This is a genomic window from Solihabitans fulvus, assembly GCF_008386585.1.
Taxonomy (GTDB): Bacteria; Actinomycetota; Actinomycetes; order Mycobacteriales; family Pseudonocardiaceae; genus Solihabitans; species Solihabitans fulvus.
On sequence record NZ_VUOB01000001.1, the window covers coordinates 279,613 to 299,631 of the forward strand.

At 72.3% G+C, this 20,019-nt stretch carries 20 protein-coding genes; 7 read left to right on the plus strand and 13 right to left on the minus strand.

From position 1 onward, the window contains the following. Positions 1-48 precede the first annotated feature (48 nt). The 4 genes from F0L68_RS01270 to F0L68_RS01285 all read right to left on the minus strand — a co-directional run bounded on the left by F0L68_RS01270 (position 49) and on the right by F0L68_RS01285 (position 7,224). The gene (locus F0L68_RS01270) at positions 49-2,355 is read right to left on the minus strand and encodes a transglutaminaseTgpA domain-containing protein (RefSeq protein ID WP_223198400.1); all 2,307 of its coding nucleotides are present in this window, start codon (positions 2,353-2,355) and stop codon (positions 49-51) included. A gap of 485 nt (positions 2,356-2,840) precedes the next feature. Next, positions 2,841-3,968: a DUF58 domain-containing protein gene (locus F0L68_RS01275; protein ID WP_149847492.1), complete on the minus strand. Its 1,128-nt coding sequence runs from the start codon at positions 3,966-3,968 to the stop codon at positions 2,841-2,843. A 2-nt stretch (positions 3,969-3,970) separates the two neighbouring features. Then, positions 3,971-4,924 carry an AAA family ATPase gene (locus F0L68_RS01280; RefSeq protein WP_149847493.1) on the minus strand — a complete coding sequence of 318 codons (954 nt, stop codon included), beginning with the start codon at positions 4,922-4,924 and terminating at the stop codon, positions 3,971-3,973. Beyond that, positions 4,921-7,224, minus strand: coding sequence for a fibronectin type III domain-containing protein (locus F0L68_RS01285; RefSeq protein ID WP_223198391.1), 2,304 nt, complete (start codon positions 7,222-7,224; stop codon positions 4,921-4,923). Before F0L68_RS01285 ends, F0L68_RS01280 begins: the two co-directional genes overlap by 4 nt. A 272-nt stretch (positions 7,225-7,496) precedes the next feature. On the opposite strand from F0L68_RS01285, the gene F0L68_RS01290 reads away from it, so the two are divergent. After that, positions 7,497-8,861: a type VII secretion protein EccE gene (locus F0L68_RS01290; RefSeq protein WP_223198392.1), complete on the plus strand. Its 1,365-nt coding sequence runs from the start codon at positions 7,497-7,499 to the stop codon at positions 8,859-8,861. A gap of 17 nt (positions 8,862-8,878) precedes the next feature. Here the strand turns inward: F0L68_RS01290 and F0L68_RS01295 are convergent, their stop codons facing one another. The 3 genes from F0L68_RS01295 to F0L68_RS42070 all read right to left on the minus strand — a co-directional run bounded on the left by F0L68_RS01295 (position 8,879) and on the right by F0L68_RS42070 (position 10,368). Then, a complete protein-coding gene (locus F0L68_RS01295; protein WP_188316325.1) occupies positions 8,879-9,244 on the minus strand; it encodes an RNA-binding S4 domain-containing protein in 366 nt (121 codons plus the stop codon). 44 nt (positions 9,245-9,288) lie between these two features. Then, positions 9,289-9,648, minus strand: coding sequence for an MmcQ/YjbR family DNA-binding protein (locus F0L68_RS01300; RefSeq protein ID WP_223198393.1), 360 nt, complete (start codon positions 9,646-9,648; stop codon positions 9,289-9,291). 90 nt (positions 9,649-9,738) lie between these two features. Next, a complete protein-coding gene (locus F0L68_RS42070; protein WP_188316326.1) occupies positions 9,739-10,368 on the minus strand; it encodes a hypothetical protein in 630 nt (209 codons plus the stop codon). Positions 10,369-10,542: 174 nt separating this feature from the next. Between F0L68_RS42070 and F0L68_RS42075 the strand changes: the two genes are divergently transcribed. Beyond that, the gene (locus F0L68_RS42075) at positions 10,543-11,160 is read left to right on the plus strand and encodes an AAA family ATPase (RefSeq protein ID WP_188316327.1); all 618 of its coding nucleotides are present in this window, start codon (positions 10,543-10,545) and stop codon (positions 11,158-11,160) included. 39 nt (positions 11,161-11,199) lie between these two features. On the opposite strand, the gene F0L68_RS01310 is transcribed toward F0L68_RS42075, so the two are convergent. Beyond that, positions 11,200-11,595 (minus strand): DUF1801 domain-containing protein, encoded by a 396-nt coding sequence (locus tag F0L68_RS01310; protein ID WP_149847496.1) that lies wholly within the window; start codon positions 11,593-11,595, stop codon positions 11,200-11,202. A gap of 68 nt (positions 11,596-11,663) precedes the next feature. Then, a complete protein-coding gene (locus F0L68_RS01315) occupies positions 11,664-12,158 on the minus strand; it encodes an FBP domain-containing protein (protein ID WP_149847497.1) in 495 nt (164 codons plus the stop codon). 71 nt (positions 12,159-12,229) lie between these two features. Here F0L68_RS01315 and F0L68_RS01320 point away from each other — a divergent pair, with 71 nt between their 5' ends. Together F0L68_RS01320 and F0L68_RS01325 are read left to right on the plus strand one after the other, a co-directional pair. Continuing rightward, positions 12,230-12,796: a TetR/AcrR family transcriptional regulator gene (locus F0L68_RS01320; RefSeq protein ID WP_149847498.1), complete on the plus strand. Its 567-nt coding sequence runs from the start codon at positions 12,230-12,232 to the stop codon at positions 12,794-12,796. Positions 12,797-12,921: 125 nt separating this feature from the next. Then, positions 12,922-13,260 (plus strand): hypothetical protein, encoded by a 339-nt coding sequence (locus F0L68_RS01325; RefSeq protein WP_149847499.1) that lies wholly within the window; start codon positions 12,922-12,924, stop codon positions 13,258-13,260. 7 nt (positions 13,261-13,267) lie between these two features. Here the strand turns inward: F0L68_RS01325 and argS are convergent, their stop codons facing one another. After that, positions 13,268-15,013: an arginine--tRNA ligase gene (argS, locus tag F0L68_RS01330; protein WP_149847531.1), complete on the minus strand. Its 1,746-nt coding sequence runs from the start codon at positions 15,011-15,013 to the stop codon at positions 13,268-13,270. Positions 15,014-15,315: 302 nt separating this feature from the next. Here argS and F0L68_RS01335 point away from each other — a divergent pair, with 302 nt between their 5' ends. Together F0L68_RS01335 and F0L68_RS01340 are read left to right on the plus strand one after the other, a co-directional pair. Then, a complete protein-coding gene (locus F0L68_RS01335) occupies positions 15,316-15,930 on the plus strand; it encodes a papain-like cysteine protease family protein (protein ID WP_149847500.1) in 615 nt (204 codons plus the stop codon). Further along, positions 15,930-16,778, plus strand: coding sequence for a hypothetical protein (locus F0L68_RS01340; RefSeq protein ID WP_149847501.1), 849 nt, complete (start codon positions 15,930-15,932; stop codon positions 16,776-16,778). The genes F0L68_RS01335 and F0L68_RS01340 overlap by 1 nt, the downstream gene beginning before the upstream one ends. 50 nt (positions 16,779-16,828) lie before the next feature. On the opposite strand, the gene F0L68_RS01345 is transcribed toward F0L68_RS01340, so the two are convergent. The 3 genes from F0L68_RS01345 to F0L68_RS01355 form a co-directional block, all read right to left on the minus strand. After that, a complete protein-coding gene (locus F0L68_RS01345; protein WP_223198394.1) occupies positions 16,829-17,788 on the minus strand; it encodes a hypothetical protein in 960 nt (319 codons plus the stop codon). Positions 17,789-17,870: 82 nt separating this feature from the next. Then, positions 17,871-18,737, minus strand: coding sequence for a helix-turn-helix domain-containing protein (locus F0L68_RS01350; RefSeq protein WP_149847502.1), 867 nt, complete (start codon positions 18,735-18,737; stop codon positions 17,871-17,873). 117 nt (positions 18,738-18,854) lie between these two features. Beyond that, entirely contained in the window at positions 18,855-19,112 is a 258-nt protein-coding gene (locus tag F0L68_RS01355) for a DUF397 domain-containing protein (protein WP_149847503.1), read from the minus strand. Between the two features lie 205 nt (positions 19,113-19,317). On the opposite strand from F0L68_RS01355, the gene F0L68_RS43225 reads away from it, so the two are divergent. Next, the coding region (locus F0L68_RS43225; RefSeq protein ID WP_223198395.1) for a helix-turn-helix domain-containing protein at positions 19,318-20,019 on the plus strand (702 nt) is incomplete at its 3' end.

Sequence of the window (20,019 nt, forward strand, 5' to 3'; positions counted from 1 at the left end):
GTTCGATGGGAGTCCCGGCTAGCGCGGACAAGATCCACGGGACGCCCCCTAGCGCCTGCTGCTCCCCCGAGTCGCCGGCGGCAGCAGGGTGCGCGGCTCCACCGCGGCCCGCAACCGGGCGGACCACGGCCGCCCGGCGAGGTCTCGGCGGATCGCGCCGACCTCGTCCCAGGCCCGCCGGACGGCTCCGTTGGTCACCGGCTCGCCGGACCACAGCGCCATGTCCAGCACCCGCGACAGCCCGATGATCGGCCGCACGGTCGGCTCGCCGACCACCGGGCCGGCCAGCTCGGCCAGGTCCCTCGGCGTCATCCCGACCCGGTAGGGCACGCCGTGCGCGCGCAGCCGATCGCGCGCCTCGGCCCACGCGCCGACCACCCCGTCGGCCCCGGACCAACGCCGCCTTCGCCTGGCGCGCAGGGCCTTCGCCAGCGGCACACCGGCCAGCCAGCACAGCAGCAGCGCGAGCGCCCCGACGGCCGCCACCGTCCCCCACCGGCCGGGACCGGCGCCGTCCGCCGCGCCGATTCCCGCTTTCTGTTGCTGCTGCGGCAACTGCGCCGGGCGAAGCGATCCCTCCGGTGGCAGCTGGTCCCGCGCCTGGGCCGCCGCCCTGGCGAGATCGGATCGCGCCTGACCCGGCTGCGCCTGCCCGGCCTTGGCGGCCGTCGAGGTCGGATCCAGCGGCACCCAGCCCACCCCGGCGACCGCGACCTCCGGCCAGGCGAGCACATCGCGGTTGCGCACGACGGCGAAACCGCCGTCGGTCTCGGTCGAGCCTCGATAGCCCACGGCCAGCCGGACCGGGATCCCGTTCAGCCGAGCGAGCACCACGTACGCCGCGGCGAACTGCTCGCTCGTGCCGCGCTTGCTGTCGGTGAGGAAGTACCTCAGCTGCGGCCAGCCGTGTCCCGTCGGCAGCTCGCCGCCGACGGTGACCTGATAGTTCTTGCTCAGGAAGCGTTCCAGTTGCAGCGCGGACTGGAATGTGGGGCGCAGCCCGAGCACGGCGTCCCTGGCGAACTGGTTGAGGCCGGGCGGCACCGTACCCAGCCCGCCGAGCCCGGCCGAGGCCCTGGTGTCGACCGGCGCGACGCCGAGGTCCCTGCCGTCGACCTCCTGCGCCGACCAGCTCAGCCGGTACTGCCGGTCCGTTCCGGCGGTCGGCTGGTCCAGCAGCAGCGTGCCACCGGACTGGTCGACCAGCGGCGCGATCCCGTCCACGCCAAGGGGATTCTGCTGGCTCGGCAGCCACGGTCCGGACAGGTCGGTCAGGCGCACGTCGGCCGTCCGCGTGGTGCTGCCCGCCGGCCCGTCCCGGCCGACGCCCAGCCGCTGCAACCGCGGGTCGGCCGTCCAGTTCGCGCCGTCGAAGCCGTCGAGCACGGCCAGCCGCCACCGGTCCACCGGAGCGTCGCTGCGATAGCGGAACATCTCCCGGTCCGGGTGGGTGAGCCGCTGCGCGATCTCGTCGAGCGGGTTGCTGATCGCGTTCTGCCGCAACGGGGCCGGGTGGCTGTCCTGGAGTCGGTACGGCGCCCGGTCGGCCGGGTCGAGGCCGCTGAGGGCCGCGGCCCCGGCCACCACCGCGATCGCCGTGCACAGCGCCAACCACGCGCCGCCGGAGGACAATCGCCGCGCCGACCGCAGCCCACCGGGCCGCCGGTCGGCAGGACCCTGCCGACCGGGCCGCTCCGCCCACAGCAGCAGGGCGGCCGGGGCCGCATACGCCACCGCGGCCGCCACCGCCGCGAGACCAGTCAAGGCCTGGTACGCCTGGGAAAGACCGACCACGGCCAGGCTCGGCAGCAACGCCGCCAGCTGCTTTCGCAGGCGCAGCAGCAACTCCAGGCCGACGAGCAGCGCGAGCAGCACGGCCAGCGGGACGAACAGCAGTTGGTCCGGTTCCGGGCGGGCCGGCCAGGTGGACTGCAACGTGCGCAGCCAGCCCTCGGTCAACCCGCGCCACACGCCGAGCAGCGACGTCGGGGTCGGTAGGCCGGCGACGGTGGTGCCGAACAGCACCGACTCGATCAGCCCGAGCACACCGCCCGCCAGCACCAGAACCGGCCGCCACGGCGCCATCCTCGGCCACCGCGCGCACGCCTCGACGCAGCCGTAGCCGACGAGGACGACCACCAGCACCGGGACGATCAGCGCCGCGATGCCGAACACCGGCGCGAACAGCAGGCCGGCCACTCCGGTCGCACCGAGCAGCCCGGCGACCGCGAGCCGGTTGAGTCTGGCGTCGGCCCGGTCGCCCGGCATCGGCCCGCGCGCCCGGCGGCGGGTCAGCACCGAGAGAGACGACGCGCCGCGCGACGACGTCGCCCGCGCCGGCCGCCGCACGGACATCGTGGTCACGACGCACCCCATCGGATCGCACCCCGCCGAATCGCACCCCGTCGAACCGCCCGAGTCGCACCGAGCCACCCAACAACCACAAGCCACCCAACCTCGACACCAGTCCAGCCGGACGTAACCCGCCCACACACCAACCGCCCGGACGCGGCCGTCACGACGCACACCACCAGATCGCACCCCGTCGAATCGCACTCTGTCGGATCGCACCCCGTCGAACCGCCCGAGTCGCACCGAGCCGCCCAACAACCACGAGCCACTCAGCCTCGACACCAGCCCGGCTGACTGCAACCCGCCCACACACCAACCGCGCAGACGTCGTGGTCACGACGCACCCCGTCGGATCGCGCTCCACCGGATCGCACACCGTCGAACCTCCCGGGTCGCACCAAGCCGCCCGACAACCACGAGCCACTCAACCTCGACACCAGCCCGGCCGGCCATAACCCGCCCACACACCAACCGCACGGACGCGGCCGTCATGACGCACCCAGCCGAGCCGCGTTCCACTTGGCCGCCGCGTCGGCCGCGTCCAGGGCGGCGATCAGTCCGGTGCCGCCGTCGGCCGGTTGCGCGACGCCGAGCCGAATCACGGTGTCCGGCCGCCACCGGTGCGCCGAGTCGATGTCGCTGTCCGGGCCGGTGATCAGCACCAGCGCGCCGTCCGGTCGGTTGGTGGCCAGCGCGCGCGGCACCAGCGGCGCGTCGCTCGGCGCGTCCTGGGTGACCAGGCACAGCTCGTCCAACAGCATCCTAGCCGCGCGCAGTCCACTGTGGACTGATGTGCCGGCGCCGGTCGGCGTCACCAACCGGCAGTGCTGTCCTGCCGACGCCGACGCGTACAGCAGCGACGCCGTCACCTCGACGGCCTCCTCGAACACCTCGGCGTCCATCGCGGCCGGCCTCGTGTCGAGCACGGCGGTGAACCTCAGCTGGGCCGGGTCGACGTACTCGCGCACCATCAGCTGACCGGTCTTGGCGGTCGCTTTCCAGTGCAGGTAACGAACTTCGTCACCCACCACGTACTGCCGCACCACGCGCAGGTCGAGCGAACCGTGCAGCGGCGGGTCGGTGATCGGCCCGTCGTGGTGATGCCTTGGGTGGGCGGCCCGCGCGGGCCGCACCAGGTGTCGACGCGGATACACCCACAGGCTGGTGGTGCCGCCCGTGGTTCGGTCGCTGCGGACGAGGTCGAAGGGGTCGAGCCGGTTGACCACGTGCGGACCGACCTGGAGCCGGCCGCGCGCGGTCGCCGGCAGCTCGTAGTGGTAGGTGGCCTCCGCGCCGGGCGCCAGCGGCCGCACCTGGATCCGGTGCACCCGCGCCCCGATCCGGTCGCCCGCGGCGAAACCGCCGTGCCGGCGCGCGGTGGGGTTGCGCACCACCATGGTGGCCAGCGCGGGCCTGCCCCGCTCGATCCGGTCTGGTTGCACGGTCCGGTCGATCTCGACCTTCGGCCGCACCATGGTGACGGCCACGGCGGCGAGCACGGCGCCGACCGCGATCCCGGCCACCGCGCGGAACACGGCGAACCCGGCCAGCTCGCCGATCGCGTAGCAGCCGACGGCCGTGGCGAGCACGGCGACGCCTCGCCGGGTGAGCCGCACGCCTATCTCCTGGTCTCTAACGTCGGCGCGGCCGTGTCGGTCAGCAGCTCGTCCACCACCTCGGCGGTCCGCCGCTGGTTCAGCTCCGCGTCCGGAGTGAGCACGAGCCGATGGCCGAGCACCGGGTGCGCCACGTCCTTCACGTCGTCCGGGGTCACGAAGTCGCGGCCGTGCGTGGCGGCGAGCGCCTGCGCGGCCCGGATCAACGCGATGCTGCCGCGCGGGCTGGCGCCGTAGCGGACGGCGGGATGCGTCCGGCTCGCCTCGGCCAGCCGGACCGCGTACGAGACGACCTCGGGGGCCAGATGCGACCTGCGCACCTCGGCGATCACCTGCCGCACGTCGTCGATGTCGAGCACCGGCCGCAGCTCGTCGGGAGTCACCCCGGCGCAGTCCCCCATCACCACCCGCATTTCGGCGTCGTGGTCGGGATAGCCGACCGACAGCCGCATCAGGAACCGGTCCAGCTGCGCCTCGGGCAGCCGGTAGGTGCCCTCCATCTCGATCGGGTTCTGCGTTGCCACCACGAAGAACGGCCGGGGCACGTCCTGGCTGACCGAGTCGACCGTGACCCGGCGCTCGGCCATCACCTCGAGGAGCGCGGCCTGGGTCTTCGGCGTGCCTCGGTTGATCTCGTCCGCCAGCACCACGTTCGCGAAGATCCCGCCGGGGTGGAACTGGAACTGCTCCGCGTTCTGGTGGTACACCATCACGCCGGTGATGTCGCCTGGCAACAGGTCAGGAGTGAACTGGATGCGGCTCCACCGCCCACCGACGCTGGCGGCGACGCACCGGGCCAGCGTCGTCTTGCCGACTCCCGGCACGTCCTCGATCAGCAGGTGGCCCTCGGCGAACAGCGCGGCCACGGCGAGCCGGACGATGTCCGGCTTGCCGCGCATGACCGTCTGCACATTCTCGGCGATGAGCTCGTAGGCGGCCCTCGGTGTTGGTGTCACGACGGGTCCTCGTCCTCCCCAGGACGGCCCGTCCACGGGCCGTGCTTCTTCCACCGACGCGTCCCGGCGAGGATCGCGGGCCAGAGCCAGATGACGAAGCCGCCGGGTCCGCTGTGCGGCGTCGACGCGGGCTGCGGCACGCCCCACCACATCGCCGCGAGTCCGTTGTCCACGGCGTTCTTCACGTTCACGGTCACGTTGTACATGCCGGTGCCGCCGATCGGGGTGACGCCCTTGAGGGAGAGGTCCGTGCTGCCGGCGCACGGCACCCAGGCGCCCGTGCCGCCGCTGCCGCTCGCCTGACAGGTCGTCGGGGAGCCGTTCGTCGTGGCGTTGACGGTCACGGTGAGGTCGCCCGGTGTCGCCATCGTCACGCGGGTGATGGTCACCGAAGGCCAGCCGAGCGGGCTGACGACCTGACCGGTGCCGGGAGCCCCTTGGTAGGTCGGCGAACCGGGCGGGCCGTACCGGGTCACCGCGCGAACCGTGACGGCGTCGAACGCCTGGGCGGCCGGGGAGGTGAGGAGCCGGGCCGCCTCCGTCGCCAGCGTCTGGTCGGCCTGGCCCGCCGCGCTCACCACGTAGTGCACCAGCGTGCCGCCGTGCAGGTCGGGTCGGGTCCAGGTCACGTCGACGTAGCCGGCGAAGCTGCTCTTGGCGGTGACGGCGGGCGCGTCGGCGGGACGTCCGGGAATGACTGCCCCGGCGCTCGCGCCCGCACCGCGGCCCGCCGAGTTCTCGGCGGCCACGGTGATCACGTAGGAGGTGCCGTTGGTCAGCCCGGTCACGGTGGCCGTCGCCAGTCCCCCGCCGACGCGGGTCGACCCGCCGGGCCAGGACAGGACGTACCCGGTGACGGGCGCGCCGTTGGGCGCCGCCGCGGCCCACGTCACGGTGGCCGCGCCGTCGCCGGCGACCGCGCCGACGTTGCCCGGCGCGCCGGGAGGGGACGCCGGCGCGACGGGCGGCGGGGTGGGCTTGGACGGCGTGGCGGTGTCCTGATGCGGCGCCGGTTTTGGTTGCTGTGTCGCGAGAATCGGCGGGAGCAGCGGCGGGGGCGTCGTCGTGGTCGGGCTGGCCGGCTCGCCGGAACTCGGCGGCGGGGCACTGGTCGGAGGCTCCGTGCTGCCGGTCGTCCGCCCCGTGCCGCTCGGCGCCTGGCTCGTGGTCGTGCCGTTGACGGGCACCGCGGCGACCGTGCCGTCCTCCCCGTTGACGACCAGCACGTGCGAGCCGTCCGGGCTGTCCACGTAGATCCGGCTGTCCTCACCGAGCGCCAGCTTGGGCGCCACGCCGGTGCCGGGCATCTTCGCCGTGCCCTTCCGCGAGCCGCTGCTGTCGTAGGTCAACACCTCGTTGCTGGTCTCGTCGACCAGCGCGATGGTGTGCGAGGTGGTGATGGGCCCGGCGAACCGGCTCTCCTTGGGCAGGTCGACGGCGACAGGCTTGGCGACCGGCCGGTTCTTCGCCAGCCCGGCGGTGTCGATCAGCACGAGCTGGTGCCTGCTCGGGTCCGCGACCGCGAGCCTGCCGTCGACGGCGTTGTTCGCCACCTGGGCCGTGGCCGACAGGTCGGTGCCGATGGCGCTCGGCTCGCCGAGCCCGTCCTTGCCGACCTGGCTCAGGGTCGCCGAGGTGGTGTCGATCAGCACCGGTTTGTCGTCGACGATGGCCAGCGAACCGTTGTGCCCCTGGGGAATCCGCGCCGGGCAGGCGAGCAGGACCGCGTCCCTTGGCAGTTCGCACAGCGAGCCCGTGTCGATTCGGTGCAGCCACACGGTTCCGTCGCTGGTCGCGACCGGGCCGGACACGGGTCCGCCGGCCGGCACGGTCGTCATCGGGTCGCCGAGCCGAACCACCTGGCCCGCGTTGCGGTACACCAGGTACGGCCCGCCCGCGACCTCGAGCACGACCGGCTGTTCGGTGGCCGGTGGCGTTAGCACGTTCTCGACGCTCAGCGTCGACTTGCTGAACTCGGTGATCCGCGACCGTTCCACCACGTAGCCGGAGTGCTCGCCCTGCGTGGCCTGGCTGCCCGGTTCCGCGCCGGGCACGCTGGCCCGCGCGTCCACCTGGTTGGTCGACCCGTCGATGTGGAAGGCCGACTGGAACGCGGTGTTGTAGACCCAGTGTCCGACTTGGAGGAACTGGAGGCCGACCGGCGCGGGACCCTGGCCCGCCATGGCGAAGCCGACCGCACCGAGGCAGCAGGCGACCAGCAGCGCGACGCCTGCCCTGGTGCGCGCCACCGCGCTGAGCCGAGGTCGGGCGGACTTCTTTCCCACGCGTGGCGCGTCCATGGTCACACCGCGTCCGTGGCCGGGTCCGGTACAGTGGCGATATATCCCGGATTCGGGCGATCGCCTGCTTTACGCAGTCCCATGGGTGCCCCCTAGATGGTGTGCCGTGGCGCGGGGGCGACGCTAGTCATGGATGATGAAATTCTCATGAAACGGTGCTGACAGCGCGCTTCCCGGCTTCGCCGGCCCAAGCTCACCTAGCGCACGGTGTCACCAAATCCTCATGTTCGCCGTGGCAGCGTGGTCCGGCAAGGGCACGAGGAGGCAGCGCGGTGACCGAGTTTGGCGCGGCACAGACCGGCGAGCGGATCGGCGCACCGATGACGCAGCAACCGCGACCCGTGGCGGCCGGGCGTCCCACGGCACCGGCCGTCGGCGTCGCGGCCCCCGCCACGGCGGCCAGGCTGGCGTCGGCGCGCGACGCCGCGCTCGCCGCCCTGACGACGGCGCGCGGACAGTCCCGCCCCGCCACCGCCGTGCCTGCCGCCACCGCGCCTTCCTTCACCACACCGGCCTTCACCACACCGGCCACACCGCGCCCGACGGCGGGTCCGGCCCCGCGACCGAGTCGCCGCAGGACCTCGGGCCGGACCGCCGGCATCGGCGTCCTCCGCGTCATCTGCTGGCAGCTCGTGCTGATCGCGATCGCGCTCGTCATCGGCCGGCCGTGGCTGACCACCGGCTCGGTCGCCATCGTCGCCGCGATCGTCGTTGCGCTGACCGCCGTGCGGGTCCGGGGTCGCTGGCTGTTCGACTGGCTTGCGCTGTCCACGAAGTATCTGCTGCGCAACAGGAACCAGGACCTCGGCGGCGACGGCGAGACCGGCGCGGCGCTGTTGCGGCTGGTCTCGCCGGAAGCCGCCGGCAGCACCGAGGACGTCAACGACGACACGGTGTTCATGGTGAGCAGGGCTCCCGGGATCACGGCGGTGCTGCAACCGAAGTCGACCGTCCGGGATCTCACGAAAATGGTGCAGGCTCCCGAAACGCTGCTGCCGTCGCCGAACGGGCAGGCGCCGACCTTCGCCGTGCAGGTGGTGCATCACGCCGGAATCAACCGGGACCGCCCGCCCCGCATGTGGGTCGCGCTACAGGCGCTGCGCACCGTCGAGGCGCACCGGGACGAGGACGTCCGGCAGGTGCTCGGCAACGCGGTCCGCCGGGTCCAGCGCCAGCTGCGCAGGGACGGCTTCCCGACCAGGGCGCTGGCCAAGCACGAGGTGCTCGGCACCCTCGCCGCGCTGGCCCACGTCAACGCGGGCCGGGGTCTGGTCCGCGAGGAGTGGCGGCTGTGGCGGAGCGGGTCGATCTCGCAGGCGTCGTTCCGCCTCGACGGCTGGGCCGACCTCGCCACAGGTGTTGCCACACAACTGTTGCGCTGGCTGCTGACGGCCGCGCCGCAGGCGGCGGTCACGGTGGCCGTCACCGCGTGCCGCTCGCCGCTGGAGACCCGGCCGAGGGTGGCCGCGACGGTGCGCGTCGCGGCGGCGAGCCCGGCCGCTTTGGCGCACGCGGAAAGCGAGCTGACCCGGTTGGCCGGCGAATGGGGCGTCACCATGAAGCGCCTCGACGGCCAGCACGCCGACGGCCTCGCCGCCACCCTGCCGATCGGTCTCGCCGACACCGCCGCCCGCTGACGCCCGTCGTCGCCCGGTCAGGGTTGGCCGGTGCGGAACTGGTCCAGGATCCGGCGTTCCCGCTTCGTCGGCCGCCCGGCCCCTCGGTCCCTGCGGGCGAACGGCAGCGCCGCCTCCGCCGGGGGCGGCGGGGTCCGGTCGATGAAGCAGACGGCGGCGTCGGCCGCCCCGACGCGTTTCTGGATCACCCGAACCACCTCGACGATTCGGGTCGTGTCGCCGACGCGCGCCCGCACCTCGTCGCCGGGCGACACCGTGGTCGCGGCCTTGGCCGGCCGGTCATTGACCCGCACGTGCCCGCCACGGCAGGCGGCGGCCGCGTCCGATCGGGTCTTGGTCAGCCGGACCGCCCACAGCCAGCGGTCCACACGAGTCGACTCCACGCCGTCCATCATGGCCCGTCAGCGGCCGTTCCCGCCGCGCGGCCTCAACGGGATCCGGGCCGCGCCGGGTCGGGTGCTTCCGCGATCAGCTCCTCTGGCGCGGACAACCGCCACGCCTCGAAGACCAGCTCGGTCAGCTCGCCGGCCTCGATTCCTTCGAGGTAGACGACCACCCAGCCGAAACCGCCGGAGGTGAACTGCTCCTCGAAGACGTCGGGCCGCTCGGCGACCAGGGCCAGCTGTTCGGACAGGGTCTGTTTCAGACCGACGGTCTGCGTTCGCGGCCAGTAGTAGCCGAACCGCTTGCCGCGCACGCTGAACGAGGTGTACTGCTCGCCCTCGGCGCGGCGCACGTCGGCGAGCGCGTCCACCATCCGAAGGAACTCATCGCTACGCACGGCCACCGCAAGCTCCCAGAAAGTCCGAATCCGCAGTATAGGTGCGATAGGCGCGATAGGTGCGTCTCGAAGTCGGGCGCACCGACTCGCGTGCGCTCATCGCGGGTCGGGGCGGTCGACGTTCCAGTGCCGCGCGACCGTGGCGAGCCAGGCCCCGTTCTCGCGCGGCAGCAACGAGAACCGGCTGATGACGCGCTGGCGCCCGTGGTGGTCGCCGTAGAGCAGATCGACGATGATGCGCTCCGGCGACGCCATGCGCCCCTGGATCTCCAGGAAGTCGGACTCCTCGGGATCGCGGATCGCGCCCTGCCAGAAGGAGACGTCGCCAGTGGCGACGTAGATGTCCCTGGTAAGCCTGCGGAACTCCTCGATCGGCGGCCGGGTCTGCGCCACCTCGCGCGACGGCTCGAGCCGCCAACCGTGCAGCACCGCGATGCCGTTGCCCACGTTGCGCACCGACATCGTCAGGTAGACCGCGCTGTCGCCGGTCTCGACGGTGCCGCCGCCTCCCGGGGTGTGCACGAAGTGTCCGTCGCCGAAGCCGACCTTGATCGGCGGATCCTCGTGCCGGGACGGCATGAGCAGCGGCCGGATGCCCGCCAACAGGGTCTCCTCGGCGACCCGCGCCGCCCGGTTCGCCGAACGCACCGACGCGAACGTCACCGCCGCGAGCACAAGCGTGCCGCCTGCGGTCGCAAGCGAGGAGATCGTCACCCAGTCTGTCACCCGAACAGGCTACGGGTCGCCACCGAACGGCTCTCCCACGAGGTGATCATCACGCACCGTGCCGACGTCGATGCGTGCCGCAGCCGAGGATCGTCGACCGGCCGGGCACCGTCCGGCAGCGCTTCGCCTGTGCCACAACACAGATCCCCGCCCGGTCTCGGCTACGGTCGGCGCGTGATCCGGTCATCGTGGGACGTTCTCCTCATCGGCGGCGCGTCGGGCGTCGGCAAGAGCCAGGCCGCCGCGCGGCTGGCGCGGGCCAACGGCGCGTTCGTGGTCGAGTTCGACGACGTCGTCAGCGCGGTCACGCGCCTCACCTCCGCCGAGCAGCACCCCGGCCTGCACCTGTTCGATCAGGTCCCCGACACCTCGGCGCTCGACGTCGACCGCGTGGTGGAGCTCCAGCTCGCCACCGCCGACGCGTTGGCGCCCGCGCTGCTCGGCGTTGTCGAGAACCGGCTGACCGTCGACGTGCCGGCGATCGTCGAGGGCGACTACCTCGCCCCGGCCGCCGTCGCCGATGCGGTGCGGGCGGGCGCGGCGGCCGGGCGGGCCGTGCGGGCGGTGTTCCTGCACGAGGAGAACCCCGAGCAGATCACAGACAACTACGCCGCCCGCGAGCCGGACGCCGGCCGGCAGTTCCGGCGGGCCGAGGCCAGCGCCCGGTACGGGCACCGGCTCGCCGAGCAGGCCGCGCGACTCGGGCTACCCGTCGTGCCGTGTCGGCCATGGCACGACGTGGCCGAGCGGGTTGGGCGGGCCCTGGAGCTGGCGGGCGCGCACGGCAGCTAGACCACGGCAGCTAGACCACAGCACCGCCGGCGGCGGCGGTCAGCCTTCACGCTTCAGCTTCCGCCAGCCGCCGGCCCGGTTGTTGGCGATGATGTGCCTGATCATGGCGAGCAGGGCAGGCGCGTTGATGCTCTCGCCCCGCCGGAACGCCACCGTCCGCGCGGTCTTGTTGTCGTGGCCCGCGGTGATGATCCCCTCCGGGTCGGGCACGATCGCGCCGTCGTACAGGAACACGTTGACGTGGTCCTTCGCCGCCAGCAGCGCGCAGATGTTGCCCTGCAACACGAAGTACGGCTGGGTGGTGCGCTTGATGGTCTCGACGACCTCGCCGTCGGCGGCGTGCACGAGATCGCGGACCTCGCGGCAGATGTCCTGCTGCCAGTCGGGCAGGCCGTTGATGTACTCGTCGACGCGCGGGTCGGTGCCGTATTCCATCGTGGATCCTCCGTGGCGTCACGGCCCCGTCGCCAGGTGCCGCTGTGAGCGACCACGGTAGCCGTGGATCAGCCGACCACCCTGGTCAGGAATCCGGCCAGGTTCGCCATCGTCCTGTCCACCTGCTCGTCCAGCGTGAGCGACTCGTGCAGTCGGCTGCCCAGCCCGGCGTCCTTCTTCCCGCGCAGGTAGAGCGAGCAGGCGAGGTCGGTGCAGATGTAGGCGCCGACCGAGTTGCCCAGCTGCCCTTCCTTCCCGGCCTTGCGCGCGGTCATCAGCGCGACGCCGTCCCCGGTGTGCGTGGTCAGGCACAGCGAGCACATGCTGCGCCGGGCGGGCCCGACGGGCGGCGCGGCCCGGCGCAGCGCCACACCGGCGAACCCGTCGCCGGACTCGGCGACGAGGTAGGCACGGTCCGGCGCGGCCGGGTCCCGCCAGCCGAGGAAGTCCAGGTCGTCCCACAGTCGCTCGGCCAGGTCCTTTGGCACGGACAGCCGCTTCGCCTCGCCCTTGGTGCAGTTGACGAAGGACGCGCGGATGTCGCGCTCGGTCACCGGTCTCATAGGCTGAGAAGCTAGTATGCCTAGAGGTATTAGGCAAACGATTAAAGCCTCTAGGTATAGAAGGGTGACCCATGGCACGCGCGGGGCTGACCGCCGAGCGCCTGACCCAGGCGGCGGCGGAGCTTGCCGACGAGGTCGGCTTCGAGAACCTGACCGTCTCGGCCCTCGCGCGCAGGTTCGGCGTCAAGGACGCGAGCCTGTACTCGCACATCAGGAACGCGCAGGACCTGCGGGTGCGGGTCGCGGTGCAGGCCCTGGCCGAGCTGGCCGACCGGGTCGCCGCCGCGCTGGCCGGCCGCGCCGGCAAGGACGCGCTGGTGGCCTTCGCGGGCGCCTACCGGGACTACGCGAAGGCGCATCCCGGCCGGTACGCCGCGACGCAGACCGAACTCGACCAGGAGACGGCCGCCGCCAGCGCGGCGCCCCGGCACGCGGAGATGACGCGCGCGATCCTGCGCGGCTACGAGCTGCCCGAGCCCGACCAGACGGACGCGGTCCGGTTGCTGCACAGCACCTTCCACGGGTACGTGAGCCTGGAGACGGCCGGCGCGTTCCGCCGCGCGCCCGGCCTGGACGCCTCGTGGTCGCGGGTCCTCGACGCGCTCGACGTCGCGCTCAGGAACTGGCCGCCCGCCTGACCGCGCCGTGCCAGGCCAAGTGCCGAGCCGGGCCAAGTGCTGAGCCGAGGGCCGGCTGCCGTACCCGGACCGGGCAGCGGCCGGACGTCCCCGATCTTGTCGGTGGCCTGAGGCATCCTGGTGGGGTGACCGCGACACCGTCCACCAGCCCAGACCCGATCAACGACCCGTTGGCCGCGGTGCTCGCCGGGATCGGCGCGTGGCACTGCCGCAGGTTCGCCGGCCACCGGCTGCGGCTCGGCCGGCACGGCGCCGTGCACGACGTCGAGCTGCGGCCGGCGCTCGGCGGGGTCCTGTTACCGTCGCCGGCCTGCCACACCGGCTACTCCTCACACAACCCCGACGACCTCACCCCGACCGACGACGGCACCACCTGCGTGAAGTGCCTGACGCGCGGCGCGCGCAGGCGGGCCGACCAACTTCGCACCGGAAGCGGCCAGCTCGCCCTCGACCTCGCGGTGTGACGCGGGCCTACATCCGTTGCGGCGCCTGAATTCCCAGCAGCGACAACCCGAGCGTGAGCACCGTCGAGGTCAACCGGGCCAGTGCAAGCCGGGAACGCCTGCTGTCCTCGGTGTCGGCCTTCAGGATCGGGCACTGCTGGTAGAAGCCCGAGAACGCGGTGGCCGTCTCGTACAGGTAGGTGCACAGCTTGTGCGGCGCGAAGTCCGCCACCGCCGAGGCCACCGCTCCGGGTAGCTGCAACAGCTTCAGCACCAGGGCCCGCTCGGCCTGCGCGGTGAGCACGATCGGCGCGCCCTCGGCTGGCTGTTCGCCGGCCCTGCGCAGCACCGACAGGATGCGGGCGTTGGCGTACTGGAGGTACACCGCCGTGTTGCCCTCCAGCGCCAGCATCTTGGTCCAGGAGAAGACGTAGTCCTTGTCGCGGTCGTTGGCCAGGTCGGCGTACTTCACCGCGCCGATCCCGACGGCCTCGGCGACCTGGCCGCGCTGCCGCTCGTCCAGGTCGGTGCGCTCGGCGACCACCTCGGCCGCGCGGTCGACGGCCTCGCGCAGCAGGTCGGCGAGCTTGATCGTGTCGCCGGCGCGTGTGCGGAAGATCTTGCCGTCCTCGCCGAGGATCGACCCGAACTCGACGTGCACCGCCCGGTGGTCCCCGTCGAGCCAGCCGGCCTGCTCTGCGGCGGCGAAGACCATCTCGAAGTGCAGCTTCTGCGGCGCACCGACCACGTAGACCAGGTCGGTGACGTCGCGCTCGCGCGTCCAGTACCGCACGCCGGCCAGGTCGGTGGCCGCGTAGCCGTAGCCGCCGTCGCCCTTGCGCACGATCAGCGGCAGCCGCTCGCCGTCGCGGTTGGCGAATCCCGGCGGGAACACGCAGACCGCGCCGTCGCTGGTCTCGGTGAGGCCCCGGTCGGCCAGCTCGGTGACGGTGTCGGCCAGGAACGGGTTGTAGAAGCTCTCGCCGTAGTTGTCGCCCCGTGCCAGCGTCACGCCGAGCGCGGCGTAGACCTGCTCGAAGTGCCTGGTGGACTCGGCGACCAGCTCCCGCCACAGCGCCAGCGTCGGCTCGTCGCCGCCCTGCAACGACACCACCCTGCGCCGCGCCCGCTCGGCGAAGTCGCCGTCCGCGTCGTACTTCGCGCGTGCGGCCCGGTAGAAGGAATTCAGGTCGCCGATGGAGTGGTCGGCCTCGACGGTCGTCCAGCCCTCGTCGACCAGGTGCTCGATGAGCATCCCGAACGGCGTGCCCCAGTCGCCGAGGTGGTTGCGGCGGATGACCTCGTGGCCGCCGAACTCCAGCAGGCGCACGATCGCGTCGCCGATGATCGAGGACCGCAGGTGTCCGACGTGCATCTCCTTGGCGACGTTGGGCGAGCCGTAGTCCACCGCGTACCGGCCGGGCCGCTCGGCGAGCGGAACGCCGACCCGCTCGTCGGCCAGCAGCCGGGTGGCCTGCGCGCCGAGCCAGTCGTCGCGGAGCCGGAAGTTGACGAAGCCGGGCCCCGCGATCTCCGCCTGCTCGACCAGGTCGGCGGCGTCGAGCCCGGCCAGCAGCGCCTCGGCCACCTCGCGCGGGGTCTTGCCGACGGTCCTGGCCAGGCTCATCGCGGCGTTGCACTGGTAGTCCGCGCCGCGACCGGCCGAGGAGGGTCGGATCAGCGCCTGCTCCGGGGTGATCCGCACGCCGAGCGCCGACCGCAACGACTCCGCGACGCGCCGGCCGAGTTCCAGCCCGACATCCCCCTGCAACACTGACGAACCTCCCACGGCGACACGATCATCCGGTTCGCCGGTCAGTATCCCAGCCGGGGTTCTGCGCGCACGTCGGTTATCGGCCACCTGGCCCCGCGCGTTCACAGCGCTGTGAACGCGCTGTGGATGTTCTGCCGGCGTGCGGCCTGCGGGTTCCATCCGATGAGCCGCTGTCATGCGGGTGCAGGTGTGAACGCTCACGGTCGCCGTCGCGGGCCGCCACCGCGCCTTGTCCGGCCCATACCCATGCACCCATTGTGATCGCGCTCACCTTTGCGGGTGACATCCGAAAGGAGAGAAGCGTGGCAAGAGTTAGCTTCTGGCGCACGGCCGCCGCACTCCTCGCGATCGGCGGCATGATCGCGCTGCCCGCGATCGCGGACGCCTCGGCCAGGCCGCCGACACCGGCCTCGGTGTCGGTCGCGGCGGGCACCTCAACGAACCTGTCCATCACCATGCAGGTCCAGCAGCAGGACGAGTGGTGCTGGTCCGCCTCCGGCGTGACCGTCCTGGCCTACGAGGGCAAGCGCGTCAGCCAGAACAGCTTCTGCGCCGGCGCCAGGGGACTGCCCGCCGGCTACCAGTGTCCCAACCAACCCGCGTCGAGCAGCGACATCGTCAACGGCCTCGCCGCACAGGGCGCGTCGAGCACCGACGTCGGCGACGCCATCGACTTCCCCACCGTGCAGAGCCAGATCGACGGCAACCGGCCGTTCATCGTCGCCATCGCCTGGACGGCGGGCGGCGGGCACGCCGAGGTCGGCTACGGCTACGACGCGAGCAGCCAGACCATGTCGGTCGGCGACCCATGGCCGACCGACCAGCGCTACACCACCTACAACTGGAGCGACTTCCTCCAGAACAGCCAGTTCACCTGGTTCGACACGATCGCGAACATCTCGGCAGGAGGCTTCTGATGCGGACCACCATGCGGAAGGCACTCCTGCGCGGCGCGGCGACGATCGGCGGGCTCGCGGCCTCGCTCGTGCTGGCCACCACGGCGTCGGCGACGGCGACCGCACTGACCGCCCCCAACCAGGCCGACCTGACCTCGGCCCTCGCCGCGGCGCACACCCCGCAGGCCGCCACCCTGGCCGCGCAGAACCTCCACTCGGTCGCGCACGCCTCCGTCGAGCAGGCGCGTGAGGTGCGGGTCGCGGACCAGGCCGTCCCCGTGTTCGGCCTCAGCGCCGCCTTCGTCCGTGGCGACCAGGTTGCGGTCGGCACATTGGCCTACATCGCCGTGCCCGCAACGAGTTCGGTCGGCGCGGTCACGGTGCAGTCCGTGCGGGACCGCGCCGGCACCGGCTGGCACGCGGCCAGCGCGGCGAGCGGCACCGTCGAACGGGACCTCGCCGCCACGCTCCCCGGCGGCGTCCAACTGCTCACCGAGCCGCAGGTCGGCGCGTGGTACGCGGCGACGGCCGATCGGGTCACGCTGCTGTCGGCCGCGTTTCCCGCGCTGAAGAGCCAGGTCGGCCGCAGCTGGTCGCTCGCGGACTACCAGGCGCTCGTGCACACCCGATACGCGGACAAGCAGGCCGGCTCCGACTACGCCAGGCAGCACAAGGTCGGCGGTGGCTACAACTACGACGGCACCGTCGATCCCGCGCTCGCCCAGGCCATGCTGTCCAGGAACGAGGAGCCGGTGTCCGGCGGGGACAACCTGTTGGTGCTGGCGCTCGGCGCGAGTTCGCTCGGGCTCGGCCTTGCCGGGGTGCTGATCCTGCGTCGACGTCGCCCGTCCGGACGTTCCGACGGCTGAGGACCTCGGCGCGCCCTGACCGGGATGGCATCCCCCTGCCGCCGTCCCGGTCAGTCCCATTCCACGGCGACGCCCGCCTGGCCCGGCCCGACGTCGGAGAAGTACGCGCTGGCCACCTCGCCGCCCCAGCAGACCAGCTCGTCCCGTTCCAGCGGCGGGCTGTCCTCCGTCTCTCGCACGTAGCGCAGGCAGCGGACCGGCAGCGCGCGGCGGTGGAAGGACAGCCGCAACAGGTAGCTCTCGCAGGGCAGCCGGAACGTGCGGTAGATGCCCTCGGTCGGCCGGCAGCTGGGGTAGCTGACGCGGTAGGAGAACACGTGCACCTCTCCCTCACCGAGGTGGCGGTCGAACAGCAGCTCCACCATGACCAGCCTGGTCTCCGGATCGCGGCGGATCCGGCCGACCCGGCAGCCGTCCACGGCCTGGAACACCACGTCGGCCACGTCGCCGACCTCGTCAGGACGCACGACGGCGAAGTACCGGTCGGCGCCCTGCACGACCGGCCGCACCACCACCCTGGTCGTGCACCGCCGCAGTTCCCGGTGCGGGCCGACCCGCCCGCTGTCGTGCACGGCCACGATTGCGAGGGTCGGGTTGGCGTTGCGGGGTTCCATCGAGGCGAACAGCTCGTCCGTCTTGGCCCAGCTGCCGGCGACCTCGGCGAAACTCACCACGGCCGAGTCCGTCGGCGCGGGACGGGTGCGCGGCCCGATCAACACCACGAGAGCGTTGACGGGCAGCCGCAACAGTTCTTCAAGCGCGCGCACGGCCTCCAGCGAGCGCGGCGCGTCCGGATGCCGCATGCCGCGCTGCCAGTAGCTCAGGGTGGAGGAGGCGACGGGCACGCCGCGCTGGGCCAAGTGGGCGGAGATCCGCGACAGCGACAAACCCCGGTGCGCCAACGCCATCCGCAGCGCGCGGTGGAAGGGACCGTAGCGAAGGCACTCGGCGAGCTCGGGCGGCAGCGGCGCGCTCGGCACCTCGTTGTCACGCGTGAACGGGGGTGCCATAGCCGCTTCCTTCGAGCCACGACCGCTGATCCATTCGAACCAGACTGTACGGGTCCGCGATCACGCCGACCAGCCGCCTCCCCTATCGGCTGCCAGTACTTCGCCGCTCGACCAGCTCGCGTTCCAGTCCCGTCAGGTACCCCCGGGTGTCCTGCTCGGTCAACGACGCCTCGCGCAGACCGTCCCAGTTCCGGACGAATCGCTCGACCTCGTCGGCGCTGTTCATGTCGTCCCCGCCCTCGAGGTACTCGAGGAAGACGCAGTCCTTCGTGGTGTTGGCGAACGTCATGATCGTGTAGTCGTTGGGCACGTAGAGCACGTCGGCGGCGAAGGGCAGCGCGTGCAGGTGCAGGTGCGGATGGGTGAGGTCGAGCGCGAGCAGGTACTGGACCTGGTCGAGCGCCACCGCCAAGGGCAGGCCGCCGATCATGCGGCGGAACGCGGCCTCGCTGAGGATGAAGTGGTACTGCGGCGGGTTCTCCTGATCGAGGACCTTCTTGCGTTCCAACCTGTTGCGCAGCAGGAGTTTGACGTCCCTGGCGCCGGCCATGGTGAACTGCTCGAGCATGTAGAGCTCGGACTGGAGCAGGCCGGGAATGCGCTCGCCGTGCCAGGCGAAGATGTCGCGGGCCGTGGGTTCCAGGTCGGTGAACGCGCGGAACCAGCGCGGCACGGCGGCTCGATGCCCGTCCCATCTGGCGCCCCGTTCGTTGGCCTGCAACAGTTCTTTCATCTGCTCGGCCAGGTCCCGATCGACGCGGAGGATCCCGACGAGCAGGTCGAGGTCGGCCCGCTTGACGCCGACGGCGCCCGTCTCCATCTTGTTGATCTTGGCCTGTCCGCAGTCGAGCAGCCTGGCGAGACCGTGCTGGGTCAGGCCGGCGGCCGTGCGGGCCTGACGGATCAGCTCACCGAGCGCCCGCCGCCGTGAGGTCGTCGTGCCGTGCACCGATCCCCCCTCGCCGCGCGGACAGTTCGTGCCGAGGCGCCGCGCCCCGGTCCGTGTGCCAGAGCGTAGGTGGCGAGCGCGTCTTGGGGCACCACAACGGGTCACTGTCCGCGCTATTCACCGTGACACGGAAACTCGGCCGACTCGGCAGTCGAATCGGCCGATCCTCGCGGCGGCCAGAAACGCCGCCCAGCCGTCGCGCGGGAACACCAGCACCGGCCCCGCCGACGGTTTGCTGTCCCTGATTCCGACCACACCGGGAAACCCGAGATTCAGCTGAACACAGTTTCCGCCGTCGGGCCCGCACTGCCCCGAGGACAGCCACGAGCCCGGGAACATGACCGAAAAGCCGTTACGCAGTATGCATTGTTGCATGATGCTCTCCTCAGGATGAGCGAGATTCGCCCTCCTGATCAATCGTGCGAAGAGGACAATCGCGCAGCAACTCGGAAACCCCGATGGGGTGACCCCCGCGCGGTGTTGAGCGACCGCCGACAAGTCATCGCGAACAACGCCGTCAGAACGGGCGACCGCCGACGTCTCCCTGCCAACAGCCGCTACTGGTGAACGAGGGATACCAGTGGACAAGCACAGTCAGGCCGGTGGGTTGCGCGGCCACCGGCGTCGCAAGCTCGCCGCCGCGCTGGCCCGACGTTTCCAGGCCGAGGGCCTGACCATCCACCAACTCGCGGCCCAGATCGGCCGGCGCCCGGGCACGGTTCGCCGGCTCCTCGAGGAGGGCGGCCTGCGCACCGACGACGGGCCGTGCCTCGGCGCCTCCGACCTAGAACTGTCCGCGCTGCTGGCGCGCCGCTACCGCGACGGCGCGTCGATCGCCGACCTGTCCCGCGACACCGCCATCGACCGGCGCGTTGTGCGGCGCCTGCTCGGCGCGGCCGGGATCGCACCCCGGCCGCACCGCTCCCCCGACCACGTCGCCGCCATGGTCGAGCAGTACCGCGCCGGTGCGAGCATCCGCGGCCTGGCCGCGCGGTCCGGGCTTTCCTATGCCGGCGCGCGATCCGTGCTGCTGGCGGCCGGTGTCCGGCTCCGTTCGAGGGGACACCCCTCGGCTGCCGACCCGCCCGACGGCCGGCCCCGGCAGGACACACCCGCCGGGGACGGCCGGGAGCACCTGCTAGGGGGTGTCCCGTGGATCTTGTCCGCGCTAGCCGGGCCGAGGCGGCCCCTGACGGCACCGCCGGACCACCCGAACACAACCCGGCATGAGGCCGGCCCGGCGGCTCCGCCAGGAACCACCTCGATCCCCACTCCCATCCAA

What these genes read in the sequence shown, in the direction of transcription:
- F0L68_RS01320 (WP_149847498.1), top strand. Translation starts at nt 12,230, where the DNA reads ATGGCACGCGCGGGGCTGACCGCCGAGCGCCTGACCCAGGCGGCGGCG.
- F0L68_RS01355 (WP_149847503.1), bottom strand. Translation starts at nt 19,112, where the DNA reads ATGCAACAATGCATACTGCGTAACGGCTTTTCGGTCATGTTCCCGGGC.
- F0L68_RS01340 (WP_149847501.1), top strand. Translation starts at nt 15,930, where the DNA reads ATGCGGACCACCATGCGGAAGGCACTCCTGCGCGGCGCGGCGACGATC.
- F0L68_RS01315 (WP_149847497.1), bottom strand. Translation starts at nt 12,158, where the DNA reads ATGAGACCGGTGACCGAGCGCGACATCCGCGCGTCCTTCGTCAACTGC.
- F0L68_RS01345 (WP_223198394.1), bottom strand. Translation starts at nt 17,788, where the DNA reads ATGGCACCCCCGTTCACGCGTGACAACGAGGTGCCGAGCGCGCCGCTG.
- F0L68_RS01270 (WP_223198400.1), bottom strand. Translation starts at nt 2,355, where the DNA reads ATGTCCGTGCGGCGGCCGGCGCGGGCGACGTCGTCGCGCGGCGCGTCG.
- F0L68_RS01310 (WP_149847496.1), bottom strand. Translation starts at nt 11,595, where the DNA reads ATGGAATACGGCACCGACCCGCGCGTCGACGAGTACATCAACGGCCTG.
- F0L68_RS01285 (WP_223198391.1), bottom strand. Translation starts at nt 7,224, where the DNA reads ATGGACGCGCCACGCGTGGGAAAGAAGTCCGCCCGACCTCGGCTCAGC.